This is a genomic window from Escherichia sp. E2661 (assembly GCF_004745185.1).
Classification (GTDB): Bacteria; Pseudomonadota; Gammaproteobacteria; order Enterobacterales; family Enterobacteriaceae; genus Escherichia.
Window position 1 is genome coordinate 153,062 of sequence record NZ_PDIG01000042.1, and the last position, 13,873, is coordinate 166,934.

Annotated in this window: 15 protein-coding genes and 2 pseudogenes; 10 read left to right on the top strand and 7 right to left on the bottom strand. The window is 49.4% G+C overall.

What is annotated here, in order from left to right; all coding sequences use genetic code 11:
• Position 1: 1 nt before the first annotated feature.
• Positions 2-1,196, top strand: a pseudogene (trpB, locus tag CRI63_RS23190) (tryptophan synthase subunit beta).
• Complete coding sequence (gene trpA, locus CRI63_RS23195; protein ID WP_135520924.1) at positions 1,196-2,002, top strand: tryptophan synthase subunit alpha; 807 nt, start codon at positions 1,196-1,198, stop codon at positions 2,000-2,002. Before trpB ends, trpA begins: the two are co-directional and overlap by 1 nt.
• A gap of 51 nt (positions 2,003-2,053) precedes the next feature.
• Here the strand turns inward: trpA and ompW are convergent, their stop codons facing one another.
• A complete protein-coding gene (ompW, locus tag CRI63_RS23200) occupies positions 2,054-2,707 on the bottom strand; it encodes an outer membrane protein OmpW (protein ID WP_130216030.1) in 654 nt (217 codons plus the stop codon).
• 201 nt (positions 2,708-2,908) lie between these two features.
• On the opposite strand from ompW, the pseudogene CRI63_RS24595 reads away from it, so the two are divergent.
• The 4 genes and pseudogenes from CRI63_RS24595 to yciA all read left to right on the top strand — a co-directional run.
• Positions 2,909-3,123: pseudogene (locus CRI63_RS24595) on the top strand (YkgJ family cysteine cluster protein); the annotation flags it as partial.
• Positions 3,124-3,150: 27 nt separating this feature from the next.
• Positions 3,151-3,894 (top strand): YciC family protein, encoded by a 744-nt coding sequence (locus CRI63_RS23205; RefSeq protein WP_130208877.1) that lies wholly within the window; start codon positions 3,151-3,153, stop codon positions 3,892-3,894.
• A gap of 29 nt (positions 3,895-3,923) precedes the next feature.
• Entirely contained in the window at positions 3,924-4,463 is a 540-nt protein-coding gene (locus CRI63_RS23210) for a septation protein A (protein ID WP_135520926.1), read from the top strand.
• A 104-nt stretch (positions 4,464-4,567) separates the two neighbouring features.
• Positions 4,568-4,966: an acyl-CoA thioester hydrolase YciA gene (gene yciA / locus CRI63_RS23215; RefSeq protein WP_130208879.1), complete on the top strand. Its 399-nt coding sequence runs from the start codon at positions 4,568-4,570 to the stop codon at positions 4,964-4,966.
• A 40-nt stretch (positions 4,967-5,006) separates the two neighbouring features.
• Here the strand turns inward: yciA and tonB are convergent, their stop codons facing one another.
• A complete protein-coding gene (gene tonB, locus CRI63_RS23220; RefSeq protein ID WP_064528843.1) occupies positions 5,007-5,726 on the bottom strand; it encodes a TonB system transport protein TonB in 720 nt (239 codons plus the stop codon).
• A gap of 223 nt (positions 5,727-5,949) precedes the next feature.
• Between tonB and CRI63_RS23225 the strand changes: the two genes are divergently transcribed.
• Both CRI63_RS23225 and kch read left to right on the top strand, forming a co-directional pair.
• On the top strand, positions 5,950-6,246 hold the full coding sequence (locus CRI63_RS23225) for a YciI family protein (protein ID WP_000967596.1): 297 nt from the start codon (positions 5,950-5,952) through the stop codon (positions 6,244-6,246).
• A 302-nt stretch (positions 6,247-6,548) separates the two neighbouring features.
• On the top strand, positions 6,549-7,802 hold the full coding sequence (gene kch, locus CRI63_RS23230; protein WP_130222791.1) for a voltage-gated potassium channel protein: 1,254 nt from the start codon (positions 6,549-6,551) through the stop codon (positions 7,800-7,802).
• Between the two features lie 54 nt (positions 7,803-7,856).
• On the opposite strand, the gene CRI63_RS23235 is transcribed toward kch, so the two are convergent.
• Positions 7,857-8,030 carry a YciY family protein gene (locus CRI63_RS23235; RefSeq protein ID WP_122983112.1) on the bottom strand — a complete coding sequence of 58 codons (174 nt, stop codon included), beginning with the start codon at positions 8,028-8,030 and terminating at the stop codon, positions 7,857-7,859.
• Positions 8,031-8,172: 142 nt separating this feature from the next.
• On the opposite strand from CRI63_RS23235, the gene cls reads away from it, so the two are divergent.
• Both cls and CRI63_RS23245 read left to right on the top strand, forming a co-directional pair.
• On the top strand, positions 8,173-9,633 hold the full coding sequence (cls, locus tag CRI63_RS23240) for a cardiolipin synthase (RefSeq protein WP_130208884.1): 1,461 nt from the start codon (positions 8,173-8,175) through the stop codon (positions 9,631-9,633).
• A gap of 34 nt (positions 9,634-9,667) precedes the next feature.
• A complete protein-coding gene (locus tag CRI63_RS23245; RefSeq protein WP_000366958.1) occupies positions 9,668-9,997 on the top strand; it encodes an HI1450 family dsDNA-mimic protein in 330 nt (109 codons plus the stop codon).
• 52 nt (positions 9,998-10,049) lie between these two features.
• Here CRI63_RS23245 and oppF read toward each other — a convergent pair whose 3' ends face one another.
• The 4 genes from oppF to oppB form a co-directional block, all read right to left on the bottom strand.
• The gene (gene oppF / locus CRI63_RS23250) at positions 10,050-11,054 is read right to left on the bottom strand and encodes a murein tripeptide/oligopeptide ABC transporter ATP-binding protein OppF (protein WP_130216026.1); all 1,005 of its coding nucleotides are present in this window, start codon (positions 11,052-11,054) and stop codon (positions 10,050-10,052) included.
• Complete coding sequence (gene oppD / locus CRI63_RS23255) at positions 11,051-12,064, bottom strand: murein tripeptide/oligopeptide ABC transporter ATP-binding protein OppD (RefSeq protein ID WP_130208888.1); 1,014 nt, start codon at positions 12,062-12,064, stop codon at positions 11,051-11,053. Before oppD ends, oppF begins: the two co-directional genes overlap by 4 nt.
• A gap of 11 nt (positions 12,065-12,075) precedes the next feature.
• Positions 12,076-12,984 (bottom strand): oligopeptide ABC transporter permease OppC, encoded by a 909-nt coding sequence (gene oppC, locus CRI63_RS23260; RefSeq protein WP_096093992.1) that lies wholly within the window; start codon positions 12,982-12,984, stop codon positions 12,076-12,078.
• Positions 12,985-12,998: 14 nt separating this feature from the next.
• A partial coding sequence (gene oppB, locus CRI63_RS23265) for an oligopeptide ABC transporter permease OppB (protein WP_135520928.1) occupies positions 12,999-13,873 on the bottom strand: 875 nt, incomplete at its 5' end.

Genomic DNA, 13,873 nt, shown 5'->3' on the forward strand with positions numbered 1-13,873 from the left:
AATGACAACATTACTTAACCCGTATTTTGGTGAGTTTGGCGGCATGTACGTGCCACAAATCCTGATGCCTGCTCTGCGCCAGCTGGAAGAAGCTTTTGTCAGCGCGCAAAAAGATCCTGAATTTCAGGCCCAGTTCAACGACCTGCTGAAAAACTATGCCGGGCGCCCAACCGCGCTGACCAAATGCCAGAACATTACGGCTGGCACGAACACCACGCTGTATCTGAAGCGCGAAGATTTGCTGCACGGCGGCGCGCATAAAACCAACCAGGTGCTCGGTCAGGCATTGCTGGCGAAGCGGATGGGTAAAACCGAAATCATCGCCGAAACCGGTGCCGGTCAACATGGCGTGGCGTCTGCCCTTGCCAGCGCCCTGCTCGGTCTGAAATGCCGTATTTATATGGGTGCCAAAGACGTGGAGCGCCAGTCGCCCAACGTTTTTTCGTATGCGCTTAATGGGTGCGGAAGTGATCCCGGTGCATAGCGGCTCCGCGACGCTGAAAGATGCCTGTAACGAGGCTCTGCGCGACTGGTCCGGTAGTTATGAAACCGCGCACTATATGCTGGGTACCGCAGCTGGCCCGCATCCTTACCCGACCATTGTGCGTGAGTTTCAGCGGATGATTGGCGAAGAAACGAAAGCGCAGATTCTGGAAAGAGAAGGTCGTCTGCCGGATGCCGTTATCGCCTGTGTTGGCGGCGGTTCGAATGCCATCGGGATGTTTGCTGATTTCATCAACGAAACCAATGTCGGCCTGATTGGCGTAGAGCCAGGCGGTCACGGTATCGAAACCGGTGAGCACGGCGCACCATTAAAACATGGTCGCGTGGGCATTTATTTCGGTATGAAAGCGCCGATGATGCAAACCGAAGACGGGCAGATTGAAGAATCTTACTCCATCTCTGCCGGACTGGATTTCCCGTCCGTCGGCCCACAACACGCGTATCTCAACAGCATCGGTCGCGCTGATTATGTTTCAATTACCGATGATGAAGCACTGGAAGCCTTTAAAACGCTGTGCCTGCACGAAGGGATTATCCCGGCGCTGGAATCCTCCCACGCTCTGGCCCATGCGCTGAAAATGATGCGCGAAAACCCGGAAAAAGAGCAGCTACTGGTGGTTAACCTTTCCGGTCGCGGCGATAAAGACATCTTCACCGTTCACGATATTTTGAAAGCACGAGGGGAAATCTGATGGAACGCTACGAATCTCTGTCTGCCCAGTTGAAGGAACGCAAAGAAGGCGCATTTGTTCCTTTCGTCACACTCGGTGATCCGGGCATTGAGCAGTCGCTGAAAATTATCGATACGTTGATCGAAGCAGGTGCTGATGCTTTGGAGCTAGGCATCCCCTTCTCCGACCCACTGGCGGATGGCCCGACGATTCAAAACGCTACACTGCGTGCCTTTGCGGCGGGTGTGACCCCGGCGCAGTGCTTTGAGATGCTGGCACTGATTCGTCAAAAACATCCGACCATTCCTGTTGGCCTGCTGATGTACGCCAACCTGGTGTTTAACAAAGGCATTGATGAGTTTTACGCTCAATGTGAAAAAGTCGGCGTCGATTCGGTGCTGGTTGCCGACGTGCCAGTGGAAGAGTCCGCGCCCTTCCGCCAGGCCGCGTTGCGTCATAATGTCGCACCTATCTTTATCTGCCCGCCGAATGCTGATGATGATTTGCTGCGCCAGATTGCCTCTTACGGTCGTGGTTACACCTATTTACTGTCGCGTGCGGGCGTGACCGGAGCGGAAAACCGCGCGGCATTACCGCTCAATCATCTGGTCACGAAGCTGAAAGAATACAATGCTGCGCCTCCATTGCAGGGCTTTGGTATTTCCGCCCCAGATCAGGTAAAAGCAGCAATTGATGCAGGAGCTGCGGGCGCAATTTCTGGTTCTGCAATTGTTAAAATCATCGAGCAACATATTAATCAGCCAGAGAAAATGCTGGCGGCACTGAAAGCTTTTGTACAACCGATGAAAGCGGCGACGCGCAGTTAATACGAGACAAACCGCCAGAAAACATCTGGCGGTTTATTGACGGGCAAATAATTAAAAACGATAACCCGCAGAGAACATAAATACCCACGGATCAAGGCGGACATTGTCAGAGTAATGTCCTGCTGGCAGCACTGCGCCGTTGGATTTATATTTCACGTCGGTATCGATATCCATGTACCAAACCGACATATTCAGCAACCAGTCACGGTTGATGAGATAATCCACACCGACTTGTCCCGCCACGCCCCATGAATCCTTCAGACTAAGATCGGATAAGCCAAGACCTTCACCGGTGTCATTGAAGTCATTATTAAAAAAGGTGGTGTAGTTAATACCCGCACCAATGTAAGGACGGAATTTACTGCCGGAATCGCCAAAATACCATTGTGCCATCAGTGTTGGCGGTAAATGGTGGACTGTCGCAATATCTCCGGTTGTGGCTGTGCCAACCTTATGACGAAACGGAGATGCCGCCAGCAATTCCACACCAATGTTATCAGTCGCCATATAGGTGAAGGTCAGGCCCAGTTGGGTGTTATTGGTCACGCTAAAGCCACCCAGGCTTCCCAGAGTTCCATCTGCGCCTTCCGTTGGACGTACCGTTGCCGAACCTGCACGAATAAAGAACTCGCCTGCTTCGTGAGCATAGACGCTACCAGAGAGAAGTGTACTGACTGCCAATGCCGCCACTGTTAATTTTTTCATGTTCGCTCCGTCGTTATGGTTATAAAAACGTGACGAATATACCTACATTGGAGTAACAAATGATCCTACATAGATCACATTGCATTCGCTAAATGACCATTTATTGATCTGGATTAATTTAGAAGTTGTATCGCAAATCCTGGTTAATATGATTCAAATCAATTTGAATGCTTTCCATCTCCGAAAGTATTCTTTTGCTACCTTATTGGCCTTTTAAGCAGGCGGTAAGTTGCGGTATTTATGCAAACAGCCCTTCTGCTTGTCAGGAATTTGTCGTGTCTGGAGAAAGCAATGGATCCTGTGATCGCACCCACGCACGCTGTGGATTACCTGCGCTTTACAAAGATATGCTTTTCCATACAAGTCGTGATGCTGCCACTGAAGGGATAACCAGGGTACAATTGCCCGCTAATTAACACCTGCATAAAACTCAAGGAGAGTGCATGTCTATCACGGCGCAGTCCGTATACCGTGACACCGGAAATTTCTTCCGTAATCAATTTATGACCATTCTGTTGGTATCGTTGCTTTGTGCATTTATCACAGTGGTGTTAGGACATGTTTTCTCACCCAGTGACGCACAGCTTGCGCAGCTCAATGACGGCGCGCCCGTTAGTGGCGGCGGTGGGTTGTTCGATCTGGTGCAAAATATGTCCCCGGAACAGCAACAAATTTTGCTGCGTGCTTCCGCTGCGTCCACTTTTTCAGGATTAATCGGTAACGCCATACTCGCCGGAGGCGTAATATTAATCATCCAACTGGTGTCCGCGGGTCAGAGAGTCAGTGCGCTACGCGCTATTGGTGCCAGTGCGCCGATATTGCCAAAGTTATTTATTCTGATTTTTCTGACTACCCTTTTAGTACAGATTGGCATCATGCTGGTGGTCGTTCCGGGAATTTTAATGGCCATTTTACTGGCACTGGCGCCGGTGATGTTGGTGCAGGATAAAATGGGCGTTTTCGCCTCTATGCGCAGCAGTATGCGGCTGACATGGGCGAATATGCGTCTGGTGGCACCTGCAGTACTAAGCTGGTTACTGGCAAAAACACTGTTGCTGCTGTTTGCCTCTTCGTTTGCCGCATTAACCCCGGAAATTGGTGCCGTACTGGCGAATACCTTAAGCAACCTGATTTCAGCCGTATTGCTTATCTATCTGTTCCGCCTGTACATGTTGATTCGCCAATAACCTGAAGTATTTGATTACGGAATCGTAAAATGAAGCAGTTTCTTGATTTTTTACCGCTGGTTGTCTTCTTCGCGTTCTACAAAATTTATGACATCTATGCGGCAACTGCGGCGCTCATCGTCGCCACGGCGATTGTGATTATTTATAGCTGGGTTCGCTTCCGGAAAGTTGAGAAGATGGCCCTGATCACCTTCGTTCTGGTGGTTGTTTTCGGTGGTCTGACGCTGTTCTTCCACAATGATGAGTTTATTAAATGGAAGGTCACTGTCATCTACGCTCTGTTTGCCGGTGCTTTGTTGGTTAGCCAATGGGTAATGAAAAAGCCGCTGATTCAGCGCATGCTGGGTAAAGAACTCACTCTACCGCAGCCGGTGTGGTCGAAACTGAATCTGGCCTGGGCAGTCTTCTTTATTCTTTGTGGGCTGGCGAATATCTACATCGCATTCTGGCTACCGCAAAATATTTGGGTCAACTTCAAAGTGTTCGGTCTGACCGCCCTCACCTTAATCTTCACACTGTTAAGCGGTATTTATATCTACCGCCATATGCCTCAGGAAGATAAATCATAATCTGTCTGCCGGCCCTTCGGGGTCGGCGCTGCATATCCTCTGTTCTCATTTGGAAAATCATAGTAGCATCGCGCCTGTGATTTTCCTTTTATGTCGGTTTTACCATGTCTACAACACCTAACGTCCCTCAGGGCGATCTTGTTTTACGTACTTTAGCCATGCCTGCCGATACCAATGCCAATGGCGATATCTTTGGTGGTTGGTTGATGTCGCAGATGGATATTGGCGGTGCCATTCTGGCAAAAGAAATTGCCCACGGTCGCGTCGTGACCGTGCGGGTTGAAGGAATGACTTTCTTACGACCAGTTGCGGTTGGTGATGTGGTGTGCTGCTATGCGCGCTGTCTCCAAAAAGGGACGACATCAGTCAGCATTAATATTGAAGTATGGGTGAAAAAAGTGGCGTCTGAGCCGATTGGGCAGCGCTATAAAGCGACGGAAGCGTTATTTAAGTATGTTGCCGTCGACCCTGAAGGAAAGCCTCGTGCCTTACCTGTAGAGTAATAGTCAAAAGCCTCCAAGTTGGAGGCTTTTGATTTTCAGGTTATTGAATTTCGGTGGTGCCGTTAATTTTAAACAGGATATTTACCACAATCCCACTTCCGGGTTTGCCCGGCTCATAACGCCATCTGCGCATCGCGTTTTTCACTTCGCGCTCAAACATGTTCGCCGGTTTGGCTGAAAGAATTTGTACGTTATCCACGCGACCATCCGGTGTGACGTCAAATTTAACTTTAACCTGCCCTTCAATGCGTAGTGCCTGCGCGCGCGCCGGATACTGCGGCTGATTACGGCTTAATGCCCGTGGACCAGACGCGACACTTGTGACCGGTTTGCTGGTTGCAGCCGTTGCCGTACTTGATGTCGGGCGAGCTGGTGCCGTATTTTCAAACGGTGACGCCGGACGTGACTCTACCGGTTTGACATCGCGTTTTGGCTGCTCCTGTACCTTTTTCACCGGCTTCGGTTTTGGCTTAGGTTTCGGCTTCGGCTTTTCAATGACTACCGGAGCTTCTTTTGGCGGTTCTGGTATCGGCTCAGGCTCCGGTTCTGGCTCCACCACTGGTTCCGGCGGCGGTTGAACGGCTTGTGGCGGCTCAAGTTCGGCCGGGGCAACCATGGTGACAGAAATCGGCTGCGCGGGCGCAGGTAGTTCAATAACCTGATGTACCGAGGTATAGAGTAGACCCGCCACAACAGCACCATGAATGCAGACAGAAAGTAACGTCGGCCAGGGGAAGCGGCGAGGTAAATCAAGGGTCATTGAAGTCATAATCGTTTCAGTAAAAAAACCAGGCCTCGATTTTAAATGCAAATAGCAATCATATTCAATAAGGCAAGACGATCAGGATCAGTGAAAACGCAATTTTTGGCGCTGTTAACCTTACTTTTAGTGACGCCTTAACAAAGACATCATCTTTCCGTTGCAGATCTTCGCCCTTTCAAATAACGTACTTTATAACTTTTCCGAACAAGGAGTTGTGCCCGTGTTGTATGTTATTTACGCTCAAGACAAAGCCGATAGCCTCGAAAAGCGCCTTTCCGTTCGTCCGGCACATTTAGCGCGTTTGCAGTTACTGCATGATGAAGGGCGTCTGCTGACCGCCGGTCCAATGCCAGCGGTAGACAGTAACGATCCAGGCGCCGCAGGATTTACTGGCTCAACCGTTATTGCTGAATTTGAATCGCTGGAAGCAGCCCAGGCATGGGCAGATGCCGATCCGTACGTGGCAGCGGGAGTCTATGAGCAAGTTTCCGTGAAACCCTTTAAGAAAGTGTTCTGAATATCAACATCCAGGGGCGCGGTGACAGAAACCGTGCTCTTGTTTTTTCTTTATATTTACCGATGCCCCCAATCCACCACCACAAACAGATAATAACTTTATCTGTATCTCCCTATATACCCTCGGCATCTCCGTCTAAAAATGACAAAATTCCTCTGTCTGACTCGGTTTTGAACAATCAAAACCTTTGATTGCTGCGGATAAAGTCATCTACTATGGTTTAACACATTCACGTGCCGCATGTTTTTCACATTCTGTACGCGTGAAGATAATTAAACAAAATTGTGGTTACAGAGGTATCAGTGAGTCACTGGGCTACATTCAAGCAAACAGCGGTAAATTTATGGGTGACCCTGCGGCACGATGTTATCGCGCTGGCGGTCCTTTCAAATGGATTGCTTATTTTTAAAACAATTTATGGCATGTCGGTCAATCTGCTCGATATTTTCCATATCCAGGCGTTTTCAGAACTTGACCTCTCCTTGCTGGCCAATGCGCCACTGTTTATGCTCGGCGTCTTTCTTGTTTTGAACTCGATCGGCTTGCTATTTCGGGCAAAGCTGGCATGGGCTATCAGTATCATTTTATTGCTGATAACGCTGATTTACACCCTGCACTTTTATCCCTGGCTGAAATTCAGCATTGGTTTTTGCATCTTTACCTTGATAATTTTGTTGGTGCTGCGTAAAGACTTCTCTCACAGTAGTGCTGCAGCCGGGACAATTTTTGCTTTTATTAGTTTTACGACGTTACTGTTTTACTCTACCTACGGCGCCCTTTATTTAAGCGAAGGTTTTAATCCGCGAATAGAGAGTCTAATGACCGCGTTCTATTTTTCGATAGAAACTATGTCAACCGTGGGCTACGGCGATATCGTCCCGGTTTCTGAATCAGCGCGCCTGTTTACTATTTCGGTCATTATTTCCGGTATTACCGTTTTTGCCACCTCCATGACCTCGATTTTCGGCCCGCTTATCCGCGGAGGATTCAATAAACTTGTGAAAGGAAACAATCATACAATGCGTCGTAAAGATCACTTTATTGTTTGCGGGCATTCCATTCTGGCAATCAACACGATTCTGCAACTGAATCAACGCGGACAAAACGTCACGGTTATCAGCAACCTGCCAGAGGATGACATAAAACAGCTTGAACAAAGACTCGGTGACAATGCCGATGTTATCCCCGGTGACAGCAATGACAGTTCAGTACTAAAAAAAGCGGGAATTGATCACTGTCGGGCTATTCTGGCGTTAAGTGATAATGACGCCGATAATGCTTTTGTCGTTCTGTCGGCGAAAGATATGAGCAAAGATGTTAAAACCGTGCTTGCCGTTAGTGATAGCAAAAACCTGAATAAGATTAAGATGGTGCATCCGGATATTATTCTTTCACCGCAGCTATTTGGTAGCGAGATACTGGCGCGTATTCTCAATGGGGAAGAAATTAATAATGATATGCTCGTCTCGATGTTGCTGAACTCCGGGCATGGCATTTTCAGCGATAACAATGACGACGAAGCCAAAACTGACAACAATGAATCTGCGCAAAAATAGATTTTAACGGCGGAAAGATAATCTTAATGGGCACCGCGTTGGTGCCCAGAACATTTAGATATTGTAGATCGCAAACAATAACGAGTTTCGCTGTTTGTTTAGAAGGCACTTCCTGATGCTGTGGATACGCATATTTCGGCGTGACTGCCCCTCAAGCCAACGCGATTTCCGTCGGCTAGCCTGACGCTGCATGCGCCAGCGCCCCACTTCCGTTCTACTCCGCTTCATGTTAACTACTCTATGCAATAACAGAGCGGTCATTATACCCCCGGTCCCGACGCTGACCAGTGCTTTTACCGCGTTTTTATTTGCCAGATGAATCCATATGCGTAAACTCATAACAATGCGCTTTCAAAAGGATTTCTAATCTATGACAACCGTTTATACGTTGGTGAGTTGGTTGGCCATTCTGGGATACTGGTTGCTCATTGCAGGCGTAACTTTACGCATTCTAATGAAACGACGCGCAGTTCCCTCCGCCATGGCCTGGCTGTTGATCATTTACATTCTGCCATTGGTCGGAATTATTGCTTATCTGGCCGTTGGCGAACTCCATTTAGGCAAACGCCGTGCCGAACGCGCCAGAGCGATGTGGCCTTCCACGGCGAAATGGCTTAACGATCTTAAAGCCTGTAAGCATATTTTTGCTGAAGAAAATAGCAGCGTCGCTGGACCGTTATTCAAGCTCTGTGAGCGTCGTCAGGGGATCGCCGGGGTCAAGGGTAACCAACTGCAACTGATGACCGAGTCTGATGATGTGATGCAGGCGTTAATCCGCGACATTCAACTCGCTCGCCATAACATTGAGATGGTGTTTTATATCTGGCAACCAGGCGGTATGGCAGACCAGGTGGCAGAATCTTTGATGGCCGCAGCACGACGCGGTATTCATTGCCGATTAATGCTCGACTCTGCGGGGAGTGTTGCTTTTTTCCGTAGCCCGTGGCCAGAGTTAATGCGAAATGCCGGTATCGAAGTGGTCGAGTCCTTAAAGGTTAACCTGATGCGCGTATTCTTACGCCGCATGGACCTGCGCCAGCACCGCAAGATGATCATGATCGATAACTACATCGCCTACACCGGTAGCATGAATATGGTCGATCCGCGCTTCTTCAAACAGGATGCGGGCGTAGGACAATGGATTGATCTAATGGCTCGCATGGAAGGCCCTATCGCCACCGCGATGGGAATTATCTATTCTTGCGACTGGGAGATTGAGACGGGAAAACGTATTTTACCACCACCGCCTGATGTCAATATTATGCCGTTCGAGCAGGCCAGCGGTCATACGATTCATACCATTGCTTCCGGCCCTGGATTCCCGGAAGACCTGATCCACCAGGCTTTGCTGACTGCAGCTTATTCAGCTCGTGAATATTTAATCATGACGACGCCCTACTTCGTCCCCAGCGATGATTTACTTCACGCAATCTGCACGGCGGCGCAACGCGGGGTTGATGTCAGTATTATTTTGCCGAGGAAAAATGACTCAATGCTGGTAGGCTGGGCCAGTCGCGCATTCTTTACAGAACTACTTGCTGCTGGGGTTAAGATTTATCAGTTTGAAGGTGGGTTACTGCATACCAAGAGCGTGCTGGTCGATGGCGAATTAAGTCTGGTTGGCACCGTTAACCTCGACATGCGTAGTCTGTGGCTGAATTTTGAAATCACGCTGGCTATCGACGATAAAGGTTTTGGTGCCGATCTGGCTGCCGTTCAGGACGACTACATTTCTCGTTCGCGTCTGCTCGATGCGCGGCTGTGGTTAAAACGTCCACTCTGGCAACGTGTCGCCGAGCGACTGTTTTACTTCTTCAGCCCGTTGCTGTAAAACGTCGCCAACAGAGATTAAACAGGTAGTGACTATGGATATGGATTTAAACAATCGCCTGACTGAAGATGAAACGCTTGAGCAGGCCTACGATATTTTTCTCGAACTGGCCGCTGATAATCTCGATCCGGCTGATGTTCTGTTGTTCAATCTGCAGTTTGAAGAGCGCGGTGGTGCAGAGTTATTTGATCCGGCGGAAGACTGGCAGGAACATGTTGATTTCGACTTGAACCCGGACTTTTTTGCCGAAGTGGTGATTGGTCTGGCAGACAGTGAAGATGGCGAAATCAACGATATTTTCGCCCGTATTTTGTTATGCCGCGAAAAAGATCACAAACTTTGCCATATTATCTGGCGGGAATAAATAATCGCTTTTGGCGTGATAAAGGGCTGACAACTGTCAGCCCTTTTTGTTTTTAAAGCGGATCGACTTTCAGGCAAGAAACGGCATGCCTGAAACTCCCCTCCAGCACAGGTCGTGTTTTGGCACACTCCGGACCAGCAATCGGACAACGAGTGCGGAACACACAACCAGAAGGCGGGTTGATGGGCGACGGTAATTCCCCTTCCAGTAACTGGATAGATTTATTCCTCTCCAGATCAGGGTCTGGAATGGGGACTGCCGACATCAATGCTTTGGTATAGGGATGCAACGGATTGTGGTAGACCTCATCATACGTCCCCAACTCTACCGCATGGCCGAGATACATCACCAACACGCGATCGGAAATGTGTTTTACCACGGCCAGATCGTGAGCGATAAAGATTAATGACAATCCCATCTCACGTTGCAACTGCTGGAGTAAATTCACCACCTGCGCCTGGATTGACACGTCCAGCGCCGACACCGGTTCGTCACAGATAATCAGCTTCGGTTCAAGAATAAGTGCACGCGCAATCCCGATGCGCTGACACTGACCGCCGGAAAACTCATGCGGATAACGGTTAATCAGGTTAGGTAGCAAGCCGACTTTCATCATCATCACCTTCACGCGCTCGCGAACTTCCTGGCGTGACATTTTCGGATGATAGGTACGCAGCGGTTCAGCGATGATCTCGCCGATGGTCATACGCGGGTTTAGCGATGCCAACGGGTCCTGGAAAATCATCTGAATATCACTGCGAACGGCACGCCATTCATCGGGCTTCATGCCCAGCAACTCTTTACCTAACCAGGCAACATGACCGTCGGTAGCTTTGACCAAACCGATGATGGCACGGGCAAAAGTGGACTTTCCGCAACCTGATTCCCCTACGACGCCCAACGTTTCCCCTTCATATAACCTGAGCGTCACACCATCAACGGCCTTAAGGGTTTTCGGCGGTTGCCAGAACCACTGTTTGCCATCTTTGATCTCAAAGTGCACTTTCAAATCGGCAATTTCGAGGAGGACTTTTCTCCCTTCGGTTACAGCATTCATAACAGTTCCTCCACCGGTTTAAAGCAGGCACGCAGTCGGCCTGGCGTGAACTCTTCCAGCGGCGGCGCGCTACTGCAAATCTCCATCGCATACGGACAACGCGGCTGGAACGGGCAACCTTTCGGCAAACGTAGCAGGTTTGGCGGGTTACCCGGGATGGTCAACATAGTTTCACCTTCCGCATCAAGACGCGGCACCGCATTGAGTAAACCGATAGAATAAGGATGAACGGGTTCATAAAAGACATCGCGCGCGTTGCCATATTCCATCGTGCGCCCAGCGTACATCACCAGAACTTTGTCACAGATCCCCGCGACCACACCGAGATCGTGGGTGATCATGATAATGGCAGTATTAAATTCCCGCTTCAGTTCATTCAATAGCGTCATGATCTGCGCCTGTACTGTCACGTCCAGCGCAGTAGTCGGTTCATCGGCAATCAGCAATTTAGGTCGACACAGCAACGCCATCGCAATCATCACACGCTGACGCATGCCGCCAGAAAACTCATGAGGGAACATCTTCATGCGCTTACGCGCTTCTGGCATTTTCACCGCATCGAGCATTCGTACCGATTCTTCAAACGCTTCGGCCTTGCCCATACCTTTATGCAGCATCAGCACTTCCATCAACTGCTCGCCGACGCGCATGTATGGATTTAACGAGGTCATCGGGTCCTGAAAAATCATCGAGATTTGTTCAGCGCGCAGTTTATTAAGTTCACGTTCTGGCAGATTGAGGATTTCGCGCCCATTAAAGGTTGCCGATCCACCAATGCGTCCGTTAGCCGCCAGCAGCCCCATTAAAGCAAACGCGGTTTGCGACTTACCGGAGCCAGATTCGCCAACGATACCCAGCGTTTCCCCGGCACGCAGGGAAAAATTTAAATCATTGACCGCCGTGACGTCACCGTCCGGGGTACTAAATGTCACTCGCAAATCTTTCACGTTCAGCAGTGCATCAGCCTGTTGCTGTGCGAGCGGCACGGTTGCAGTTTCAATTACGCTCATGGCTGCACTCCTTAACGATCTTTCGGGTCGAGGGCATCACGCAAGCCATCGCCGATAAAGTTGAAACAAAACAGTGTCACCACAAGGAAACCTGCCGGAAATAGCAGCAACCACGGAGAGACTTCCATCGAGTTCGCACCATCACTGAGCAATGCGCCCCAACTACTTAATGGCTCTTGCGTACCCAGTCCCAGGAAGCTAAGAAAAGACTCAAAGAGGATCATGCTGGGTACCAGCAGAGAGGCATAGACCACCACCACACCAAGCACGTTCGGCACAATGTGGCGAATCACAATGCCAAGCGTAGATACACCGCCAACTTGTGCCGCCTCAATAAACTCTTTGCGCTTCAGACTAAGGGTTTGACCACGCACGATACGTGCCATGTCCAGCCAGGAAACCATCCCAATCGCTACGAAAATCAGCAGGATGTTTTGACCGAAAAAGGTCACCAGCAAAATGACGAAGAACATGAACGGAAAGGAGTTGAGGATTTCCAGCAGGCGCATCATTACGGAATCCACCTTGCCGCCAAGATAACCGGAAAGTGAACCGTAAAGCGTTCCTACGACTACTGCCACCAACGCTGCAGCAACACCAACCATTAATGAGATGCGCCCACCAATGGCAACGCGCACCAGCAGATCGCGACCGGAAGAGTCGGTACCAAAGTAGTGACCAGATTCCATATCAGGGGCGCTGGACATCATCGCCCAGTCGGTGTCGTCATAGGCAAATTGCGAGAGCATCGGCGCCAGGATAACAAACAGTGCAATAAGCACCAGTACAATCAGACTGGCCACTGCTGCACGGTTATGCATAAAACGTCGACGTGCGTCCTGCCATAAACTGCGGCCTTCGACCTCCAGCTTTTCACTGAAATTCTCCAGCGTCTCGCTGTTTTTCTTACTTAACATCATCGCGAGCTCCAGTATCAGTAACGGATTTTCGGGTCGATAACCGCATATAGCACATCGACAATGGCATTGAACAAAATGGTTAAAGCACCAACCAGAATGGTCAGGCTTAACACCAATGAATAGTCACGGTTCAAGGCACCATTAACAAACAATTGTCCGATGCCCGGCAAACCGTAAATGGTTTCGATAACCATAGAACCGGTGATAATGCCAACAAATGCGGGTCCCATATAAGAAAGCACCGGTAGCAACGCGGGCTTTAATGCGTGGCGGAAAATAATGCGCCGCATGGGCAGACCTTTCGCGCGTGCGGTACGAATGAAGTTGGAGTGTAAAACTTCAATCATCGATCCACGGGTGATACGCGCAATACTGGCGATATAAGCCAGTGATAAGGCAACCATCGGCAGGATCATAAATTTCAGCGCCCCACCATTCCAGCCACCGCCCGGTAGCCAATGCAAAATGATCGCGAATATCATGACTAATAATGGCGCAACGACAAAGCTTGGTATAACCACTCCCGTCATAGCCAATCCCATGACGGTATAGTCCCATTTGGTGTTTTGTTTTAATGCGGCAATAACGCCAGCACTAACGCCCAGTACCACTGCGAGGAAAAATGCAGCAGCGCCCAGTTTTGCTGAAACGGGGAAACTGGATGCGACCAGGTCATTGACCGAATAATCTTTATATTTAAATGAAGGGCCGAAATCGCCATGAGCCAGTTGTTTCAGATAGCTGAAATACTGCGTCATGATGGGATCATTAAGATGATATTTCGCTTCAATATTGGCCATTACTTCTGGCGGTAACGTACGTTCGCCGGTAAAGGGACTTCCCGGCGCGAGGCGCATCATAAAGAACGAAATAGTAATAAGAATAAATA